Annotated in this window: 18 protein-coding genes; 12 read left to right on the top strand and 6 right to left on the bottom strand. The window is 61.7% G+C overall.

Going from position 1 to position 18646, the window contains the following annotated elements; all coding sequences use genetic code 11:
* On the top strand, positions 1 to 801 hold the full coding sequence (locus tag AC0L23_RS30390) for an SDR family NAD(P)-dependent oxidoreductase (RefSeq protein ID WP_085352069.1): 801 nt from the start codon (positions 1 to 3) through the stop codon (positions 799 to 801).
* 169 nt (positions 802 to 970) lie between these two features.
* Here the strand turns inward: AC0L23_RS30390 and AC0L23_RS30385 are convergent, their stop codons facing one another.
* On the bottom strand, positions 971 to 2311 hold the full coding sequence (locus AC0L23_RS30385) for a PQQ-dependent sugar dehydrogenase (protein WP_085362225.1): 1341 nt from the start codon (positions 2309 to 2311) through the stop codon (positions 971 to 973).
* A 234-nt stretch (positions 2312 to 2545) separates the two neighbouring features.
* Between AC0L23_RS30385 and AC0L23_RS30380 the strand changes: the two genes are divergently transcribed.
* Positions 2546 to 3736, top strand: coding sequence for a urate hydroxylase PuuD (locus AC0L23_RS30380; protein ID WP_085362224.1), 1191 nt, complete (start codon positions 2546 to 2548; stop codon positions 3734 to 3736).
* Positions 3737 to 3883: 147 nt separating this feature from the next.
* A complete protein-coding gene (locus AC0L23_RS30375; RefSeq protein WP_085362223.1) occupies positions 3884 to 4741 on the top strand; it encodes a VOC family protein in 858 nt (285 codons plus the stop codon).
* Positions 4742 to 5087: 346 nt separating this feature from the next.
* Here AC0L23_RS30375 and AC0L23_RS30370 read toward each other — a convergent pair whose 3' ends face one another.
* Entirely contained in the window at positions 5088 to 6116 is a 1029-nt protein-coding gene (locus AC0L23_RS30370) for a L,D-transpeptidase family protein (protein ID WP_085362222.1), read from the bottom strand.
* A 179-nt stretch (positions 6117 to 6295) separates the two neighbouring features.
* On the opposite strand from AC0L23_RS30370, the gene AC0L23_RS30365 reads away from it, so the two are divergent.
* Positions 6296 to 7252, top strand: coding sequence for a lytic transglycosylase domain-containing protein (locus tag AC0L23_RS30365; RefSeq protein ID WP_018457183.1), 957 nt, complete (start codon positions 6296 to 6298; stop codon positions 7250 to 7252).
* A 49-nt stretch (positions 7253 to 7301) separates the two neighbouring features.
* Here the strand turns inward: AC0L23_RS30365 and AC0L23_RS30360 are convergent, their stop codons facing one another.
* Entirely contained in the window at positions 7302 to 8426 is a 1125-nt protein-coding gene (locus tag AC0L23_RS30360; RefSeq protein ID WP_018457184.1) for a DUF1236 domain-containing protein, read from the bottom strand.
* A 102-nt stretch (positions 8427 to 8528) separates the two neighbouring features.
* Here AC0L23_RS30360 and AC0L23_RS30355 point away from each other — a divergent pair, with 102 nt between their 5' ends.
* Entirely contained in the window at positions 8529 to 9011 is a 483-nt protein-coding gene (locus AC0L23_RS30355) for an NUDIX hydrolase (protein WP_018457185.1), read from the top strand.
* Here AC0L23_RS30355 and AC0L23_RS30350 read toward each other — a convergent pair.
* A complete protein-coding gene (locus tag AC0L23_RS30350; protein WP_085362221.1) occupies positions 8998 to 9972 on the bottom strand; it encodes a Bug family tripartite tricarboxylate transporter substrate binding protein in 975 nt (324 codons plus the stop codon). The genes AC0L23_RS30355 and AC0L23_RS30350 overlap by 14 nt on opposite strands.
* Positions 9973 to 10413: 441 nt before the next feature.
* Between AC0L23_RS30350 and AC0L23_RS30345 the strand changes: the two genes are divergently transcribed.
* The 7 genes from AC0L23_RS30345 to AC0L23_RS30315 all read left to right on the top strand — a co-directional run bounded on the left by AC0L23_RS30345 (position 10414) and on the right by AC0L23_RS30315 (position 15705).
* Positions 10414 to 11067, top strand: a complete 654-nt coding sequence (locus AC0L23_RS30345; RefSeq protein ID WP_085362220.1) for a hypothetical protein — start codon at positions 10414 to 10416, stop codon at positions 11065 to 11067.
* On the top strand, positions 11064 to 11345 hold the full coding sequence (locus AC0L23_RS30340; RefSeq protein WP_085362219.1) for an HGGxSTG domain-containing protein: 282 nt from the start codon (positions 11064 to 11066) through the stop codon (positions 11343 to 11345). The genes AC0L23_RS30345 and AC0L23_RS30340 overlap by 4 nt, the downstream gene beginning before the upstream one ends.
* Before the next feature lie 407 nt (positions 11346 to 11752).
* On the top strand, positions 11753 to 12103 hold the full coding sequence (locus AC0L23_RS30335; RefSeq protein WP_039799972.1) for a hypothetical protein: 351 nt from the start codon (positions 11753 to 11755) through the stop codon (positions 12101 to 12103).
* A gap of 358 nt (positions 12104 to 12461) precedes the next feature.
* Entirely contained in the window at positions 12462 to 13868 is a 1407-nt protein-coding gene (locus AC0L23_RS30330; protein ID WP_085362218.1) for an invasion associated locus B family protein, read from the top strand.
* 334 nt (positions 13869 to 14202) lie between these two features.
* Positions 14203 to 14547 (top strand): hypothetical protein, encoded by a 345-nt coding sequence (locus tag AC0L23_RS30325; protein WP_085362217.1) that lies wholly within the window; start codon positions 14203 to 14205, stop codon positions 14545 to 14547.
* A gap of 103 nt (positions 14548 to 14650) precedes the next feature.
* Positions 14651 to 14866: a HAMP domain-containing protein gene (locus tag AC0L23_RS30320; RefSeq protein WP_338014060.1), complete on the top strand. Its 216-nt coding sequence runs from the start codon at positions 14651 to 14653 to the stop codon at positions 14864 to 14866.
* A 14-nt stretch (positions 14867 to 14880) separates the two neighbouring features.
* Positions 14881 to 15705: an adenylate/guanylate cyclase domain-containing protein gene (locus tag AC0L23_RS30315; RefSeq protein ID WP_338014059.1), complete on the top strand. Its 825-nt coding sequence runs from the start codon at positions 14881 to 14883 to the stop codon at positions 15703 to 15705.
* A gap of 160 nt (positions 15706 to 15865) precedes the next feature.
* Here AC0L23_RS30315 and AC0L23_RS30310 read toward each other — a convergent pair whose 3' ends face one another.
* Positions 15866 to 16957 (bottom strand): sensor histidine kinase, encoded by a 1092-nt coding sequence (locus tag AC0L23_RS30310; RefSeq protein WP_085362216.1) that lies wholly within the window; start codon positions 16955 to 16957, stop codon positions 15866 to 15868.
* Positions 16958 to 17308: 351 nt separating this feature from the next.
* Positions 17309 to 18256 (bottom strand): phosphatase PAP2 family protein, encoded by a 948-nt coding sequence (locus AC0L23_RS30305; protein ID WP_085362215.1) that lies wholly within the window; start codon positions 18254 to 18256, stop codon positions 17309 to 17311.
* Positions 18257 to 18646: the final 390 nt, after the last annotated feature.

Genomic DNA, 18646 nt, shown 5'->3' with positions numbered 1-18646 from the left:
ATGCGCTTGAAGGACAAGGTTGCGGTCGTTGTGGGCGCCGGGCAAAGCCCGGGCGAAGGCATGGGCAACGGCCGCGCCACGGCGCTGACCTTCGCGCGCGAGGGCGCCAAGGTGTTGTGCGTCGATCATCATCTGGAATCAGCGCAGGAAACCGCGGCCATGATCGCCGCGCAGCATGGCACGGCAGCGGCGTTCAGGGCCGACGTCACAAAGTCTGCCGACATCAAGGCAATGGTCGCGGAGGCACAGGCGCGCTGGGGCCGGATCGACGTGCTGCACAACAATGTGGGCGTCAGCCTGTCCGGCGGCGACGCCGAGCTGCTGCAAATCACCGAGGAGGCGTTCGACCGCGTCGTCGCGATCAATCTGAAGAGCTGCATTCTGGCGGCGAAAGAGGTGATCCCGATCATGCGCGCGCAAGGAAGCGGCGTGATCATCAACATCTCCTCGATGGCGGCGATCACCACCTACCCTTACGTCGCCTACAAGGCGACGAAATCGGCGATGATCGCCTTCACCGAACAGCTCGCCTACCAGAATGCGGAATACGGCATCCGCGCCAACGTCATCCTGCCGGGCCTGATGAACACGCCGATGGCCGTCGACACCCGGGCCCGCGAATGGCACAAGACCCGCGCCGAAGTCGAAGCCGAGCGCGACAGCAAGGTGCCGCTGCGCAAGAAGATGGGCACGGGGTGGGACGTCGCGAATGCCGCGCTGTTCCTGGCCTCGGACGAGGCGAATTTCATCACCGGTGTGACGTTGCCGGTGGATGGCGGAGCGAGTGTGAGACGGGGGTAGACATCCTAAGCACGCTGCTCTTCCTTCTCCCCTTGCGGGAGAAGGTGGCGCGAGGCGCCGGATGAGGGGTTTCTCTCCGCACACGCAGAGGAGTTCGCCGATAGAACCCTCACTCGTCCCGCCGCTGCGCGGCGAGCCACCCTCTCCCGCAAGGGGCGAGGGTACACCTTCATCGCGGCACGCTTGTCACCCGCCAGATCGTCCCGTTGCCGTCCTCCGACACCAGCAGCGCCCCGTCCTTTGCCACGGCCATACCGACCGGCCGCCCCCACACCTCGGTATCGCTCACCACAAACCCCGTGACGAAATCCTCGTACTCGCCGGTCGGCTTGCCGTCCTTCATCCGGATGCGGATCACCTTGTAGCCGGTGCGCTTCGACCGGTTCCAGGAGCCGTGCTCGGCCGCGAAAGCATCGCCCTGATACTCTGACGGAAACTGCGTCCCCTGATAGAAGGCCATGCCGAGCGAGGCCGAGTGCGGCTGCACCAGCACATCGGGCACCGTCACCTTGCCCTTGAGGTCCGGCCGCGCTCCGGCGTGACGCGGGTCTTCGTTGCCGCCGATATAGAACCACGGCCAGCCGTAGAACGCGCCTTCCTTCACGCTGGTGACGTAGTCAGGCACGAGATCGTCGCCGAGCCCGTCGCGTTCGTTGGTCGAGCACCAGGGCAGCCCGGTCTGCGGCTGGATCGCAAGTCCGACGCAGTTGCGGATGCCGCTGGCGTAGATCTTCCGCTCCTTGCCCTCGGGGGTGAAGGCGAGCACGGTGGCGCGTTCGGTCTCGCTGGCCCAGGCCGCACCGAGCGGTTGCGCTTTCGACCAGGCTTCCAGGCCACCTGGCGGCGTGCCCATGCCCTCGGCGACGTTGCTGAGCGAGCCGACCGACACCAGCATGCGCTTGTTGTCGGGCGTAAAGACGATGTCGCGGGTGGAATGACCGCCGTCATGGGGCAGGCTTGCCACGATCGTCTCCGCCTTGCCGCGCGCCTTGAGATCGCCGGCCTGATAGGGAAAGCGGACGACGCTGTCGGTGTTGGCGACGTAGACCCATTGCGGATTGTCGCCGTTCGGGAAGAAGGCGATGCCGAACGGCTGCCTCATTCCGGCAGCGAAGACCTCGTTGGTCGCGGCCTTGCCGCCATCGCCGGCGCGCAACACGCGGATGTTGCCCGCGCGCGTCTCGGCGACGAAGACATCGCCGTTCGGCGCCACGCGCACGATGCGCGGGGCGCGCAGGCCCTCGGCGAACAGCTCGATCTTGAAGCCGGCCGGTACCTGAAGCGCCCCCTCCGACGGGCGCGGCACCACGCGCGACGAACTCGCAACCGACCGCGTGGCGCCGGGCCTGACCAGATCCTGCGGCCGGATCAACCTGACCGTGCCGGGCTTGTCGGCCTGCCAATCGCCGTAGGCGTCCTTGCCTTGCAGCACCGCCTCAGCCTGTGCGCAGGTCGCGACCGCGGCCAGCCATCCCGCGGACATCGCCGCGAATGAAATCCTGTTCTTCAAATCGTTTCCTCCCGGCCTTCACGTATTGCGCATCAACGCCGATCGACGCGCAAACGTTCTGCGACAGGTCAAATGCCTGCCGAATCCCACGTCAGCTCATGCCCGCACGATGTGCATCAGCCGCAGCCCATCGTACTGGAAAATGCGGCTGATCGGTGCGACACATTGTAAGGGCGGCACCGCCGGTAGCGGTCATGAAGCTGCGGCATTGGAGTCGCATCCGTTGGGGTGATCATGTGGGGATCCATCATATCGGAATGGGCGAGCCTGCTGCTCCGCTGGCTGCACGTGGTCGCCGCGATTGCCTGGATCGGCAGTTCCTTCTATTTCATCGCCCTCGACCTCAGCCTCAGGCCTGACAGCAAGCTGCCGGAGGGCGTCCAGGGCGAGGCCTGGCAGGTCCATGGCGGCGGCTTCTACCGGATCATGAAATATCTGGTCGCGCCCGCGCAGATGCCGGACGAGCTGACCTGGTTCAAATGGGAGGCCTACACCACTTGGCTGTCCGGCTTCGCGCTGATGGTGGTGGTGTATTATCTCGAGGCCGATTTGTTCCTGGTCGACAAGTCGATCCTCGATCTCACGCCATTCCAGGCCGGCCTGTTCAGCCTCTGCAGCCTCGCGCTGGCGTGGCTGCTCTATGAAGGCGCCTGCCGTACCGGGCTGGCGCAGCGCGAGCTGCCCTTCGCGATCGGCGGCTATCTGTTCCTGGTCGCGTTGACCTATGCTTTCACCCACGTGCTGAGCGGGCGCGGTGCCTTCAACCAGATCGGGGCGATCATCGGCACCATCATGGTTGCCAACGTCTTCGCGCTGATCATCCCGAACCAGAAGAAGATCGTAGCCGCCCTTCTCGCAGGGCAGGCGCCCGATCCGAAGCTCGGCAAGACCAGCAAGGAGCGCTCGGTCCACAACAACTATCTGACGCTGCCTGTCGTCGTGTTGATGATCAGCAACCACTATCCCCTGCTCTATGCCACCCGCTTCAACTGGATCATCGTCGCAATCATCCTGGCGCTCGGCCCCGTGATCCGCCATTTCTTCAACGAGCGGCACGCCGGGCGCAAATCGCCGTGGTGGGTGTGGGGCGTCGCAGCGGTCGGCGTGATCGCGATCCTGTTCCTCTCGGCGGCCGGCCCGCGCGAGGTCAAGACAAGCGCGCTGTCGGCGCAGCCGACGCTTGCCAATGTCGAGGAGATCGTGATGTCCCGCTGCAGCATGTGCCACGCCGCCGAACCGGTCTGGGCCGGCATCGTCACCGCGCCGAAGGGCATATTGCTGGACGCGCCCGAGCACATCCATCGCAACATCCGCCTGATCGGCCGCGTCGCCGCCTGGTCCAATGCAATGCCGCCGGGCAACATCACCGAAATGACCAGCGAGGAGCGCGCCATCCTCGCCGCCTATATCGAGCAGGCGCGCTGACGCCATCAAGTGTCAGATATCGCGCTTCACGGAATGAAATTTCCGCATGTCCCACCGATTTGAAAATGACTTGACCGCCTATCCGGCGTAGACAGGATTTGCGGCCGCCGACGGCGGTCCAGTCAGTTTGCACTCGGGGAAAGAACAGTGGCCCTCAAGAACGTCATCGGTATCGACCACGCCGTGGTCATGGTGCAGGACCTCGACAAAGCCGCCGAAAACTACCGGCAGCTCGGCTTCACCATCTCGCCGCGCGGCACCCACAGCGCACATATGGGCACCGGCAACTACACGATCATGTTCGACCCGGATTATATGGAGCTGCTCGGCGTGCTCGCGGCGACCGAGCACAACGCGCCGGCGCGTGCCTTCCTCGACCAGCGCGGCGAAGGCATCGAGCGCATCGCCTTCACAGCGGTCGATTCCACCGCCGGCGCGGAGGAAATCCGCGCGCGTGGCCTGGAGCCGATCGGCCCGACCGATTTCGAACGGCCCGTGACGCTGCCTGATGGCACGATCTCGGCGGCGAAATTCCGCACCTTCATGTGGCCGACCGCAGAAGCGCCCGGCGGCGTGCGCATTTTTGCCTGCCAGCACAAGACGCCAGAGACGGTGTGGATTCCCGAGCTGATGAAGCACGCCAATGCGGCCAAGCGGATCAAGCAGACATTGATCGCGACGCCCGAGCCCGCGAAGGAAGCCGCGGATCTGGGACAGCTGATCGACCGCGAGCCGAAGGCTGAAGCCGACGGCGCAGTGACCGTGCCCTCCGGTGGCGATCGTGCCGAATTCGTTTACTTGACGCTGGAGCAGCTCGGCAAACGTTATCCCGGCGTGCCGCTCGCGGGTCTTTCCGAACGCGGTGGCGCTGCCCTGGTGCTTGTCAGCGGCGATCTCGCTGCCACCGACAAGGCGCTTGGTTCGGCAGCCGTGCGCAGCGGACCTGCGATCTGCGTGCCGCCGGCCAAGGCGAACGGCACCCTGCTCGCCTTTGTTGCCGGCTGATTTGAACTAATTCTTCAACGAGCGTTTACAGGGCGGCCCCAGGCTTCGGGGCTACCCGCGCCTTCAGGGCCAAGCGCATGTTCAAAGAGATATCGCCGGTCGCCTATGACGCGCCGGCCGAACTGAAGAAGTGACCGTCGCTGAAGGGCCAGAGGCAAAAGGATCGAGGTCCGCCCTATCCCGTCTACAACGGCACGCTCGCCGACTGCGTCCGCGAGCTCATGGGCAAGCCATCAAGGGCATCTCGCTCTACGATATCATGACGAGGGCAAGCAGCGTTCGACCAGACCGTGCTGTCGCCCGGTGATGCCGCCGAAATCGCGATGCGCAAGGACTTTCCCAAAGACTAGTTCGAGGCGCGCCTACCGCCGGACTTCCGCCGCTGCTCGGACGAGGAGTCCGTCGGCGCATCCAGAAAGACCACCGGTGTGCCGCGCTTGACGTGCTCGCCCAGCGCGCGCACGTCCCAATTGGTCAACCTGACGCAGCCATGCGACGCGGACTTGCTGACCCTGTCGGGCTCCGCCGTTCCGTGGATGCCGTACCCCTGTGCGGACAAGCCGATCCAGTATGCTCCCACCGGATTGTTCGGGCCCGGCTGAACATCGAACGGCTGTTTCGATTTGACGCTTCTGAACTTGTAGTCAGGGTTGTAGTGATAAACCGGATTCTCGTGGGTGCTGGTGACCTTGAGCGTACCGCTCGGCGTCGGACGATCCGGACTTCCGATTGACGCGGGATAGAACGCGATCAGGGTGGCGCCCTGGTCGAATGCTTTCAGCGTCCCGTTCCTTTTGTCGACGTCGAGCCGCGCGATGTTCGGAAGCTCTCGCCGCGCCGGAACGTTTGCAACGACGATGGTCGCTCCCACCTTGTCGAAGGCCGGGTTGAGCGCCTTGAGCAGATCGGCGCTCATGTGGAATTTCTCGGCAAGCCCTTCGAGCGGGCTGGTGTAGCTCAGCGCCTTCAGCGGCTTCATGTCATCAAGCTTGCCGGGCAGCTCCTTCAGAAACGGGCCCTTCACATCCGCGTCCGTGATCTTGTATTCGACGAGGACGGCGCCTTCGCTCGCGGCGTTCAACTTGTCCCAAAGCTCGGGCGCGATCGTTTTATCCGATGCAACGCCGTTCTGCTCGGCGAATGCTTTCAGTGCCTTCTGCGCGTTCTCTCCGAGCTTGCCGTCGATCTCCCCGGGCGAGAACCGCGCACGGTCGAGCAGAATCTGAAGCTTCACGATCGCGGCGTTGAGCTTGTCGCTAGCAGGTTGCTTTGCGGGACGCGCAGCATCGTTTACCGCTGCCGCATCGAGATTGCGCGCAAGCGCCGAAGAGATCGCCGCCAGCGAAATCACCGCGCCAAGCATCCACCGCATCATCTCGCTCGTCCCAATTCGCCCACCCCGCAAAATCGCGGAGAAGAGAGTTTCCCGCGGAACACCGTAGTAACACCGTGGGAACCGACGAGACCGCAGCTTTGCCGCAATCGCTCGGTTAATAACTCCTTATCGCCGGCGCATCGCTGGCCGTTCACCCACAGTTCGAGGTTGCTCCAGCAATGCGATTTGTCGTCGCGGCGTGCGCCGCGTTCATGATTCTGATGTGCGACTTCGATCCGTCGGCGTCCCGCCAACCATCAGCTTTCGATCACGCCGTTCTTCAAAACACTCAGGCCTCGTCACTTGTTCCGGTGGTCGAGCTGTTCCTTGCAAGCGTGCAGGCCCTCGAGCTCGCCAATGCGCGTGCGGCCTATGAGGAGACCCCCGAGCCGCCGGATACGGTCGAACCCGTCGCGCAGGCGCCGGTTTCGCCGACGGAACGCTTCTGCCACGCGCTTCGCGGAGCTGCCGAAGCCAGCGGCATTCCCGTGCCGTTCTTCGCGCGTTTGATCTGGCAGGAGAGCCGCTTCAAGTCCAACGAGGTCAGCCAGGCCGGCGCGCAGGGCGTCGCGCAGTTCATGCCGGAAACGGCAGCGGAGGTCGGGCTAGATGATCCGTTCGATGCGATGAAGGCGCTGCCGGCATCGGCCAAGTTCCTGCGCAAGCTGCGCGACGATTTCGGCAATCTCGGCCTTGCCGCAGCCGCCTACAACGCAGGTCCCGGCCGAATCCAGAAATGGCTCGCCAAAGAGAGCGAGCTGCCGCGTGAGACACGCGACTATGTCCGCATCATCACCGGCACCAGGGCCGAGGACTGGACCGAACGCGCGGAAGCCCTCGCGATCCGGATCGACCTGCCGCGCGAAGCACCCTGCGAGGGCATCGGCAGCCTGTCCAAGACGAAGGACGTCGCCTGGGTTCCGGTGAACCTGACGCCCTCGGTCGCCACCATCATTCGCAAGGCCGAGCAACTGGCGGCGCGATTGACCGCCAGCCACGCACGCAAGCGGCTCGCGTCTCTGATCCGGAAGAACACCCACGGCAAGGCACGCAGCATGATCGCCGCGCGTGCGGCGGGAAAGAGCGCGAAGGCCCGCGCCATCCGTTTTGCAGCGCGCGAACGATCTTCGGGCTGATGCGCAAATCCGGAAGCCGCTCGATGGAGCGGCTTCCAGTGGCCGCGAACTAGTCGATCTCCTCGATGATGCGGCGTTCGCGGGGCTCGACGACATAGGTCCGCGTATCGCGGTGGATGTAGCGGTACTCGCGCAGGTCGGGCGCGTCCCGATAGACGGTGCTCGGGAATTCCTCGACCTCGACACTCTCGGGAACGCGGTCACCAACATGGATTTCGGACCGCGCGGTGCTGCCGGTGGTCTGTCGTTCGCTCCGTCCCTCGGTGCGGGTCTTCGCATGCTTGCGGATCACTTCGCGATCGCGATCCGAAAACTTGCTGGCGCTGCGCTCACGCGTGGTCGTCGTTGTCGCGGTGGATTGTCCCGAGTACGGCAGCACGGTTACGATCTTGTATGTCGCCGGATCGACCACGACGATTTCATCCTTCACCAGCGCAAAGCTGTAGCCGCGATATTGCGGCACGATCTCGACCACATCGGGTGGCAGCGTCGATAGCTGGACATCGCGCGGCACCACCGTGCCGACGTTGAGCGAGAAATTGACGCTGGTCAGCGGCCGCACGTTGAGATGCGAGATGGACGCGCTGATCTTGGTCTCCTGCTGCTTGTTGAGGTTGACGTCAGTGCGGGCGGCGGCCTGTGAATTGGCACCGGTCCGCTGGTCTTGCGCCTGATTGCTGCTCGGCGTGTTTGGCGATTGCTGGGCCTGGTTGGTACCAGATGAACCAGGCGCCTGCTGCGCCTGATTGGTATTGTTCGACGGAGGGTTGGAGCGATCCTGCGTCTGGTTCGAGTTCGCCGCCGGCGGATTGGCGCTCTGCTGCGAGGCGGGCTGGTTACCGGCCGCGTTGGAGTTTGCCGTACCACTGGGCGGCCGCGAGGACGTGTCCGCGCTGTTGGTGGCGTTGGTCCCGGAGCCGGAATTGGCCGATCCGGAAGACGGAGTGGTCGCCTGGGTATTCTGTGTCGACGCTCCGGGCGTTGATGATTGCTGCGGCTGCGATCGCGACTGCTGTGTTTGTGCCGCGCCAGACGGCGACGTGTTGGACGGAGCTGCGGAATTGGACTGGGATTGCGGCGTTTGCTCAGACTTGGTGTTGCTGCTTGGCGATTGCGCAAAGGCGGCGTTCGCCAGCACCAGCCCTAAGGCGGTCGTTGCCAACAGGCGGATCATGGTTCACTCCCTTGTTCGGTCAAAGCGTTGGCTATTAACCTGCGCTAAAAGCGTCTGTTCCACTTTTTCCCGGCCGAATGCGCCGCCTGAACGGAACCTGCGATGCCATCGAAAAGCGCCGGGATCATTGCCTATCGCAAACGTGGGGAGCTCGAGGTTCTGCTCGTTCATCCCGGAGGACCGTTCTGGCGCAACAAGGACCTCGGGGCATGGTCGATTCCGAAGGGCGAGTACGCAGACGAAGACGCAGAAACCGCCGCGCGACGGGAGTTTGCCGAGGAGCTTGGGCTTGAGCTGTCCACGCCGCTGACTTCGATTGGCCAGGTCAGGCAGCGCGGCGGCAAGATCGTCACCGCGTTCGCGGCCGAGTTCGACGTCGATTTGCGCAGCATTCGCAGCAACACATTCGAGATGGAATGGCCGCCACGCAGCGGCAAACGTCAGACCTTCCCGGAGGTCGATCGTGCCGAATGGTTCACGCTCGCAGCAGCGCACGAGAAGATCAACGCAGGACAGCGCCCGCTGCTCGAGCGGCTGGCTCAGGTGGCCGGCAGCACGCCAAGCAGACGCCCTACTCCGCCTTGATGTTCGCCGCCGCCACCACTTCGGCGAGTTCCTTGATCTCCTTCGCGATCTTGGCGGCGTAGTCGGCCGAACTCAGCACGCTGACGACGCCCTGCGTCTCCAGCCGCTCCCGTAACAGCGGATCGTTGGCTGCGGCGACGATCTCCCGGTGCAGCATCTCGAGCGTCGGCGCGGGGGTTGCCTTCGGCATGAAGAAGCCGACCCAGAACGAGATGTCGAAGCCTGGATAGCCGGCTTCCGCGACGCTCGGCACATCAGGCAACGCCGGCAGCCGCTCGGCGGAGGACACCGCGAGCGCGCGCAGCTTGCCGGCCTTCACCAGCGGCACGGCGGACAAGGGATCGAACACTGCCATGACCTCCTGCGCGAGGATACCGACCTCGGACGCAGCACCACCGCGATAGGGCACGTGGATCATCTTGACGCCGGCCCTCTCGCTGAGCAGCTCCATGGCGAGATGGGCAAGGTTGCCGTTGCCGCCCGAGCCGTAGGCAAGCGCGCCGGGCGCAGCCTTTGCCGCGGCGACGAGATCCGCGACGGTGTTGATGTTGGCCGTCCTGGGATTCTCCGGATTGACCACCAGCACGAGCGGCGCCGACACGACGGTGGTGAGCGGCGCGAAGTCCTTTTCCGGGTCGTAGCGGATATCCTTGAACAGCGTCTTGTTGAGCGTGATGGTGGAGGAGTTGCAGGCCAGCATCGTGTAGCCGTCGCCTTCCGCACGCGCGACGCCTTCGGCCGCGATCATGCCGTTGGCGCCGGCGCGGTTCTCGACCACGAAAGCTTGTCCGAGCTTGTTGCTCAGCCGATCGGCGACGATGCGCGCGACGACGTCGACCGGGCCGCCCGCGCTGAAGCCGACCATGATCTTGACCGGCCGCACCGGATATTTTTGCGCGAAGGCCTCCGTCGTCACGCACAATCCGGCGACGATCGCCAGCAGGCGAAGCGTTCGTTGCATTCGTTCTCTCCCCAGAAGTTCTCGCCGCTTTTGCAGGTCGCGGCGCATTCGCGGATCATGATGAGCGGCCGCGCCGGATTTCGCAATCGCGTTTGCAGGCCGGCATTCCGTCGCGCGGCAGGTCGGAGCCGGTTCGAAACAAAAAACGCAAAAACAACCCCATGCACAGTAGCCGACGCTTGCGAGATCAAGGACTTGCACGAACGAGGATTTGCACGAACGAGGATTGCGCGCTTCGCAATCTTCGTTTGACACGTCGGGCAAAACACCGGCAGAATGCCATCATTGCAACAATCGTCAGCGTCCACGCCGCCCGACCACGGGGCGTCGCGCGGCGATTGCGCGTAAGCCCTTCATCAACATCCCGAAAATCCCACAGGCGCGCAAGCCGAGCGATCGATGTCGCGCGCAGTGAGCCCGCGCGGGCAAAGGACACAGCACATGACGACATCTGCCAAACGCCACAGCACGCTGCCGCCGGCAAACGATCGCAGCGGCCCCGACGCGAGCCCGCGGATCAAGCTCTACAAGCGGGGGATTGCGATCCGCCACGCCGACCCGCAAGCCGGCGAACGGCTGCTGGCCGAGGCGCTCGGTGCCGCCGACCGCGACGCGCTGCATGGTCTCCTCAAGCAATTGGTGAAGGCCAGCGTGACCGGACGGAAGCCCGATGAAGCCAATCTCGCCTTCATGATCTCGCTGGTGAAGAGCATCGCGCCGAAGGACTCGATCGAGGCCATGCTCGCAGTGCAGATGGTGTCCGTTCACGCCGCAACGATGCGCTCTGCCTGCCGCCTCGCCCTCACCGACGACATTCCGCAGCAGGAGAGCCTCACACGCGCGCTGACCCGGCTGGCCCGCACCTTCGCAAGCCAGATCGAGGCACTCAGCCGCCACCGCAACAACGGCGAGCGCGCGATCACGGTCCGGAACTTGTCGGTGCAGGACGGCGGCAGGGCGATCGTGGGCAACGTGACCCAGCACGCCAGCATGATCGTCGCGGAGCCGCACGCTGCGGCAGCCGCAGGACTGGTCCCGCCGCGTGAGGCCGGCGAATACGAACGGGCCGAATCCAGACAGGGCAGCAATGCATGAGCGGCGATCACATCCGCAACACCGGCGCGATGTGGACGAGCCCGCGCTGCGGCGCCGGGACGCGCAGCGGCCTCGCCTGCCGCGCGCCTGCAGTGCACGGCAAGTCTCGCTGCCGCATGCACGGCGGCGCACGGAGATCAGGCGCGCCGAAGGGAAATCAGAATGCGCGAACGCATGGCGAATTCACGGGTGATGCGGCCGCTGAACGAGCGCGGGATCGGGCCGTGCTGAATGATGCGTTGAAGCTCCTTGCGGAGCTGTCGCGAGTTGCCGAATAGGCCACAAAGGCGATGCACCGTAGATCGCAATCGTCGTTGACGAACGCGGTTGTGGAGACCCGCAACAGATGCCCTGCAGACTCATGCACCGTGGGTCATTTCCTTAAGTCTGTGAGGGCTTTGGTCGGCTACGCCGTCATGAGCGGACAAGCTCGGCGCCAGCTGAGAGGTCGGCTAAGGGCAGGCTAGGCCAAAGAAGCAGCTGCACTGACCTTTAGTTGAAGCGTTGTCGTATTTGAACCTTCGCTCGAATTTCCGGACTCACCTCAGTGGGGATGGGAATGAACTGTCCCATCACAGCATCGAGCGATCGTCAGCGGCAGTTGCAACGGATTTAGTTTCCGGGTTGCCAGCCTAAGCCGCACCAAGCCAGCGGATCGGCCGGCGAATATCGCGGAGGCAAACAGATGTTTCCAGCGAAACTTGCGGCATCGTTGCTGGGTTCAGCGTTGCTACTGACGCCGGTCCTTGCACGCGACGATGGCCGATACGACCACTCTCCGCTGAAGTCTTGGTTTGAAAGCTTGCAGAGCGAATTTGGAAAGTGCTGTACTGATGCCGACGGATACATAGTGTCCGATGCCGATTGGGAGTCCAGTCGGGGCCGTTACCGCGTCCTCATCGACGGCGAATGGGTGCTCGTACCTGACGGTGCGGTTGTCACAGAACCAAACCGCTTCGGCCGTACAATGGTCTGGAGGCATTACATAGACGGCCATCCGCGCGTGCGATGCTTCATGCCCGGATTCATGACTTGACCTCACTTTCAAGGTGCTCCGCTTCGGGTCATTCGCACCGATTTGCCCGCGTATTCTCGATGTCCGCTATGGCCCTAGCTGCCGGCGTGCCGGATACTTCGCCTTCAGGCCCACAAGCAGACCAACGACGATAGCGGCGGCGGGGTTAAAGCTCGAAACAGGCCCTGAGGCCGTCAAAAAGCCAGGAGCCGCATGAAAGGCCGTGCACGCTCATCCGAGTTTCCGACGACGCTTTTTTTGCTAGGCCACTAAGCCGCACGACGTCGGGAACTTGCGGTTGGTCGCTTTGATCCAAATCAACGGATTCCTGCCTCCGAGACCTAGCGTCAGACCCAGACCAGATCGTCGGAGAAAGAAGATGCTGAAGCACTTGCTGGCCATTCTTCTTTTGCTGGCTTTCCCCTCGGCAGTCCATTCCCCAGCCGCGGCAGATGACCGAACTGCGGGACAAGTAATCCAAGAGGAAATTTGGGCGCTGCCGTTTCCACTGCCGGTGCTCGCCTTCCTGGTACGGCCGGTCGGAGATGGTCCGTTTCCGCTAGTGGTTATGAACCATGGAATTTCGCTGGAAGCCAACCAGCGGACGATGTTTCCGGCGATCGAGTATCGGGACGCGGCACGTTGGTTTGCACGTCGCGGTTATGTGGTCATCTCGCCCATCAGGTACGGGGCCAGCAGTCTCGATGATAAAGATCAGGGTCTCTACGGAGCCGTCTTTGCCCACGTCGGTAGCTGCGACAACCCAAACTTCCGTGGTCCCGGGCTCGCCATCGCCACTCTGAACGAGTGGGTCATCGACTACATGAGCAAGAAGAAGATGATCCAGCCGGGTAAGGTCATCGTCGTTGGCCAGTCGGGCGGCGGATGGGGCTCGATTGCTCTTGGGAGCCTAAACCCGTCATCAGTTCAGGCCATCATTACCTTTGCAGCGGGACGCGGAGGCCGAGTTGACGGCAAACCCAACAACAATTGTGCTCCCGACAAGCTCGTTGCCGCCACCAGCGAATTCGGCCGCACCGCACGCGTACCGATGCTTTGGATCTACGCGGAAAACGACAGCTACTTCGGTCCGGAATTGACGATGAGGATGCATCAGGCCTTTGTCGAAGCGGGCGGAAATGCCGATTATCGTATGCTCCCGTCCTTTGGGACCGACGGGCACTTCATGATCGATTTCGCCGGCGCGGTGCCGATCTGGTCGCCCTTGGTATCGCAATTTCTGGAGAAGCATTCAGCGACCGCTCCGCCGCTTGGGCAGCCAGTCAACGGCCCTTCTGCCCAGCGGGAGCCTCCGTCGAAGCCGCCACGATTGCGGCTGCCTGAGAACATCCATTTCTCAACCTGGAAAAAGCTTTGTTTCGCCTCATCCGATCGAACCAACATATGCCGATCGACGTCAACCGCCACGGACGATCTCGATCAGATCGTGGCCCGTGTCGATCTGATCGAACGAGCTGACGGTCCCGCTCGCCTGCAGCTGTTCGTTCCGCAAGGGGCAAATCTGCAGCAGGGAGTCAAGGTGACGGTAGATCAAGGCAGTCCTGTCCAGGTTCCTTTCACCTGGTGTCTCACCAACATCTGCATCGCAGCACGTGGAATTGAACCAACGGTGGCGGCTCAAATGGAAGCCGGCCAACAGCTCAAACTCGAACTCACAGACCTTTACTCCTCTTCGGTGACGATAAAGTTGCCGCTGAGCCAGTTCGGGGCTGTTCACCAAGACCCGCCTGCCGAAACTTTCGATTTCAGCCTGACTGAAGAATGAATGGAGTTGGACCGCCTGACGGGGCTGACCGAAAGGAAGCTCGACTGTGAGTACGTCGGATATGCCTCTACGGAGCACGAGACAACGGATCCTCGCTCTTAACGGACTGAAAAAATTCTCCGGATCGACGATCAAGCAGTCAATCCGGCAGCGAATTGTAGCAATCGCTGTCGACTGATCATCCTCATGCTCGTGACGTCGGTCCTATCGATCGCGATGGTCAGGCGAGTCGGCTACCTGCTTGATGAGCTCTCTGCACGTTACGCACCTATCAACGCCCCGTCTGACACGGATCAATACTCTATCGCTCGAACGAGGCCTCGGGCTCCGCCGCATGGTGATCGCGAAGATGCAGGAGCCGCCCGATGTGCTCGGATATAGAGCCCGCTTGGAGCTCTACAACGAGAAGGGAGCCGAGGTCGAAAGCGAAGCGCAAGCCGCGCGGACACTGATCAATTCGATCATTGAAGACACAAGTACACCATCGGACAACGCAGCCCTGGCGCGCATCGACAACCGGATTGAAAATCTGGACGATACTCGCCGCCAGCTGAAGCAGGAGACCAGAGAGCTACTTTCACACCTTGAGGCGAGAGACTTTCCAGCGGCGAGACGCAGCCTTGCGCGAGCAGACGCTGTTCGCGACGACTGGATGAGAAGGTCAGTGCTATTCGATTGAGTATGCTGACCGTCAGCGAGGGGGCTATCGCAAAAGTGAGGTCGAAACAGACCCAGGTGGCGCTGACCTCGGCCATCGTGACGCTGCTTGCCGCGATCGTCGATTGATCTTCGCCAATCTGGTCAGCGGCGGCATCATTCGCTCTGTCCGACTATCGCTTGAAGGTGCCCAGCTCGATCAATCAATCGATGTAAGGGCGACTGACGAAATCGGACAACTGGCTGCCGCCTTCAATCGAATGATTGTGCAATTGCGCAACAACCAACGCATCAAGGAAACATTCGGAAAATACATCGATCCGCGCGTCGTTGAAGGCTGATCGATCACCCAAATTTGACGGCCGCCGAAGGCCAGCGCCGGGTGATGACTGTGTTGTTCTGCGACTTGAAGGGCTTCACCAGCCTTAGCGAAGGCATGACCCCGCAAGGTCTCGTCAAGGTCATGAACCACTACCTTTCGGTCATGTCCGAACCAATCCGGAACAACCGAGGGATCATCGACAAGTATATCGGCGACGGCATCATGGCTTATTGGGGCCCACCTTTCGTCGACGAGGCCGATCATGCCCGCCTTGCATGCCTCGCCTCCCTGGAAATGATCGAACGTATCGGAAAATTGCGCGAGGAGATTCCTGAGCTACTTGGCGTTCGCGCAACTCCAATGAAGCAATGCGATCTAAGGATCGGGATCGCGACCGGCGAGGCGCTGGTCGGCAGCATCCGCTCCGACGTGATGATGAGCTACACCGTCATGGGCGATGTGGTGAACCTCGCCTCGCGGCTGGAAGGCGCGAACAAGGTGTACGGCACCCGCAATCTCGTTTCCGAAAGAACTATTGCTGCCGTGGGCACTTCACTTGAGGCGCGGGAGATCGATCGCATTGTGGTGGCGGGTCAAACTCGTTTCGAGGCCGTTTTTGAAATCCTCGGAAGCCGAGCTGATGTCACGCCACAACAACTGGTATTGCGGGACAAGTATCTGGAAGGGCTCTCGAACTATCGCAACCGGCGATGGGATGATGCGCTTGCTGCGTTCAATGCGTCGCTTGAAGCGATGCCCGACGACGGGCCTGCAAGGGCCCTAATCGAGCGCATCGGAAGCTTCAAAGCAGAACCACCTCCGAACGACTGGGACGGGTCGCGGCACATCGAAAAATGAGCGCCGGGCTGATATGGCGGACGTCTCCAATGGGTCACAAGCGGTCCTCCACCGGCTGCGCGCGGCAGGTCAGCTACGGGACAGGACACGACATGACGGCGGGCCCGTGAGGGGCTCCTCGTCCTCGCGGCAGTCAACATGGGTCGGGTAAAAGCTCCCACTATTGTGGTGACATTTCCAGATTTTCGAGCGGAGCCGTGAGGCGGCAAGTGAGTCCGGTCGATTCATAGGACACCGCAACCGACCCTCTGAAGTCGTATTCCAGCGCCCCCGAAATGAGTTGCGAACCGAAGCCTTTATCGGCGGGCTCCGACACAGATGGACCGCCGAATTCTTGCCAGACGAAGACGAATTTTTGATCACCCGCCTGATCTTCGGTTGACCACACGATGGACACCCGGCCGCCTGTCACGCTCAGAGCGCCATACTTTACTGCATTGGTGGCGAGCTCGTGAACCGCTAAGGAAAGGGCGAGAGCCTGTTGCGATCTGAGAACAAGCGGAGGACCGGACGTCGTAATCCGGCCTTCGCCTATTCTGTAAGGGCTCAGGGCCGTGTTGACGACATCTCGAAGTGGGGCAGCAGCCCAATTCGCCGCAGTCAGCAAGGCGTGTGCTCGTCCGAACGCGGCAAGTCGTGCCTTATACTTTTCAAGATCGGCGCGGCTCGATACGTCACGAAATGTTTGGCTGGCAACAGCACCAAGCACAGCAAAGGTGTTCTTGAACCGGTGCTTTAGCTCTTCGTTGATAAGCTTCAGGGCTTCCCTTGCCATGTGCTCGGAGGTGACGTCTTTACAGACAACGAGTACGCCGCCGACTTTATCTTCAAGGTCAATTGGACCGAAGCTGTACGTCCACCAGACATCCTCGCGCCGACCGTGGCGGGTTACAGGCACCAATTGATCCTCATGCCACGTCGCCCCCTTACCTGCCATGACGTATTCAATCTGGGGACCAATGATGTCCCATATTTCATCCCAGCATTCACGGCCGCCCGCGCCCAAGGCGCTCGGATGCCGCTCGGGACCCATCGTTTCGCGATACGCATCGTTATAGAACTGGATGAGGTCTGGTCCCCACCAAATGAACATCGGGTGGCGTGAGGTAAGAACGAGCCGCACCGTGACCCGAAGACTTTGCGGCCACGCTTCCGGCGAGCCGAGCGATGTTTTTGACCAGTCAAACGCTCTTGTGAGAGCGCCCATCTCGCCGCCCCCCGACAAGAAAAGGCTACCTGTGTCCCCGCCCATGCGCGCAACTCCTGACACGTTGCCCAAGCCTAAAGCCAAAATTCTCGGCAATGCAATGTCGATGGTTGGTCAAAGCGGTCCACGCCGGGCGCTGCGATAGATCAGTTTCGGGCCAGATGGGGGTGCCACTACACCGGGCGCGCCGGCGACATCGACCAGACCCTGGCGATGTCCGTTCCGGGTCATTCGCGTCGGTTTGCCCGCGTGTTCTCGATGTCGGCTGGCCCCCGCTCCGGTGTACCGCAGGCGATGGCGACCTTCGCCTTCGGGCCACAAGCGAACTTCAATCTGTTTGTCGTTTGATGACCTCTGCCAAGACAAATCGCTCTGTCGCTTGCAGAGCGTGGATGACTATCCGGCCGCGTGCGATGGCGAGGTGTTCCATCGCACAAACAAAACGCCCCAGCGAAGCTGTCGAAGGCAAGCGAGGCAGAGAACGATGCCCGCACCGGCGATGATATCGATGAAATAGTGGCCGCCTACAGTAGGTGTTGCAGCAAGCATCAGCAAGTTCAAGACAAGGTATAGTGGGAAAAGCATCTTCACGCCTCGGCTGGCGTATATAAGTATTGTGGCCAGCGCAGCGTGGAACGAAGGAAATGTGATCAGACCATTCACGTGCGTCAACGAAATGCGTGTCATCTCGCCGCTTCGGAGTGCGTTGAAATCGATCAAATGATACGCGTCGACGCGTTCGACGACGCCAAAGTAGACCCATGCGCTCGCTGCCGGCAGTCTCCATGAGATCGGAAGAATCACGAGGAGCGATGTTACGAACAGCCAAACAAACTCTCGCATCCTTTCAAATCGCCCGCACGCACTCAGCCACACCAACAAGATGGCGACCTGCAGCATACAGCTGTGATACGCGACTGCGAGGACCGCTTTGATAATTGGTCTGACCTCAACCCACTCAAAGAAAGCCAGCCAATTCAGTCTCAGCAGGGTGTCGACGCCGGCCAGCTGGGAATCGACCAACGGAAACTTTGCCGTGATGGTTAGATAACTCAGGATCGCGCCCACGACCGTAAAGGCAATGATCTGAGCCAAAGCCGTGGCAAGCTCAGCGATACGCCGATCCGGCCTCAACCTCGTGTAAACAAAGGAGAGAAGAGCAGCAGCACAGAACGCAATCGCTTGCGTCGGATCGATAGCCATCGTCATCCCAGCGGCGCGAAGCCATACGAGGTCAACGGCTGCAACAATCGCAATTGCGATCCACAAGCGCAGAATTTCGCTGAACCGATAAGCATTGAGGACGGCAAAGACAAAGCCTTCATTTCGCATCACTCTGTCCATCTATCGCATCGTTTGGGATCCCTGACCCCTTCTGGAGCATCAATATCTGGTGCTCATCTAATGATTGATTAATTTATCTTATACAAATTCAGCGTGTTGGACTCGATGGGTTCCGCGCTGCTCATCAAATCTGACTACGCGTGCTCGCATTGAATCATCGGCTGACCGTAGGCTCCGAGGGAGCTCACGTCCGCTTCGGGTCAAACTGCGACTCCGCTTTCCATGAGCGACGGTCCGGTCTAGCTCGCGAACGGACGTCACGATCGCTCGCGCGAAGGTCAGCCGCCGAGCCAACATGTGACGCGCGTTGGCGCTCACGTGAGGATGCGATTTCGCCCTTGGCGGGCTCTGCCTGCTGTTTCAGCCTTTGCTTCCCCGGGCCAATCTCAA

This window comes from Bradyrhizobium sp. MI1.4, from assembly GCF_055811315.1.
Note: the sequence above shows the minus strand (reverse complement) of the source record. Positions and strands in the feature narration are given on the sequence as shown.

Excerpts from the sequence above, each read along its gene's own strand:
- AC0L23_RS30390 (WP_085352069.1), top strand. The coding sequence starts at position 1 with ATGCGCTTGAAGGACAAGGTTGCGGTCGTTGTGGGCGCCGGGCAAAGC.
- AC0L23_RS30380 (WP_085362224.1), top strand. The coding sequence starts at position 2,546 with ATGTGGGGATCCATCATATCGGAATGGGCGAGCCTGCTGCTCCGCTGG.
- AC0L23_RS30370 (WP_085362222.1), bottom strand. The coding sequence starts at position 6,116 with ATGATGCGGTGGATGCTTGGCGCGGTGATTTCGCTGGCGGCGATCTCT.
- AC0L23_RS30365 (WP_018457183.1), top strand. The coding sequence starts at position 6,296 with ATGCGATTTGTCGTCGCGGCGTGCGCCGCGTTCATGATTCTGATGTGC.
- AC0L23_RS30360 (WP_018457184.1), bottom strand. The coding sequence starts at position 8,426 with ATGATCCGCCTGTTGGCAACGACCGCCTTAGGGCTGGTGCTGGCGAAC.
- AC0L23_RS30355 (WP_018457185.1), top strand. The coding sequence starts at position 8,529 with ATGCCATCGAAAAGCGCCGGGATCATTGCCTATCGCAAACGTGGGGAG.
- AC0L23_RS30350 (WP_085362221.1), bottom strand. The coding sequence starts at position 9,972 with ATGCAACGAACGCTTCGCCTGCTGGCGATCGTCGCCGGATTGTGCGTG.
- AC0L23_RS30345 (WP_085362220.1), top strand. The coding sequence starts at position 10,414 with ATGACGACATCTGCCAAACGCCACAGCACGCTGCCGCCGGCAAACGAT.
- AC0L23_RS30340 (WP_085362219.1), top strand. The coding sequence starts at position 11,064 with ATGAGCGGCGATCACATCCGCAACACCGGCGCGATGTGGACGAGCCCG.
- AC0L23_RS30335 (WP_039799972.1), top strand. The coding sequence starts at position 11,753 with ATGTTTCCAGCGAAACTTGCGGCATCGTTGCTGGGTTCAGCGTTGCTA.
- AC0L23_RS30330 (WP_085362218.1), top strand. The coding sequence starts at position 12,462 with ATGCTGAAGCACTTGCTGGCCATTCTTCTTTTGCTGGCTTTCCCCTCG.
- AC0L23_RS30325 (WP_085362217.1), top strand. The coding sequence starts at position 14,203 with ATGGTGATCGCGAAGATGCAGGAGCCGCCCGATGTGCTCGGATATAGA.
- AC0L23_RS30310 (WP_085362216.1), bottom strand. The coding sequence starts at position 16,957 with ATGGGCGGGGACACAGGTAGCCTTTTCTTGTCGGGGGGCGGCGAGATG.
- AC0L23_RS30305 (WP_085362215.1), bottom strand. The coding sequence starts at position 18,256 with ATGGACAGAGTGATGCGAAATGAAGGCTTTGTCTTTGCCGTCCTCAAT.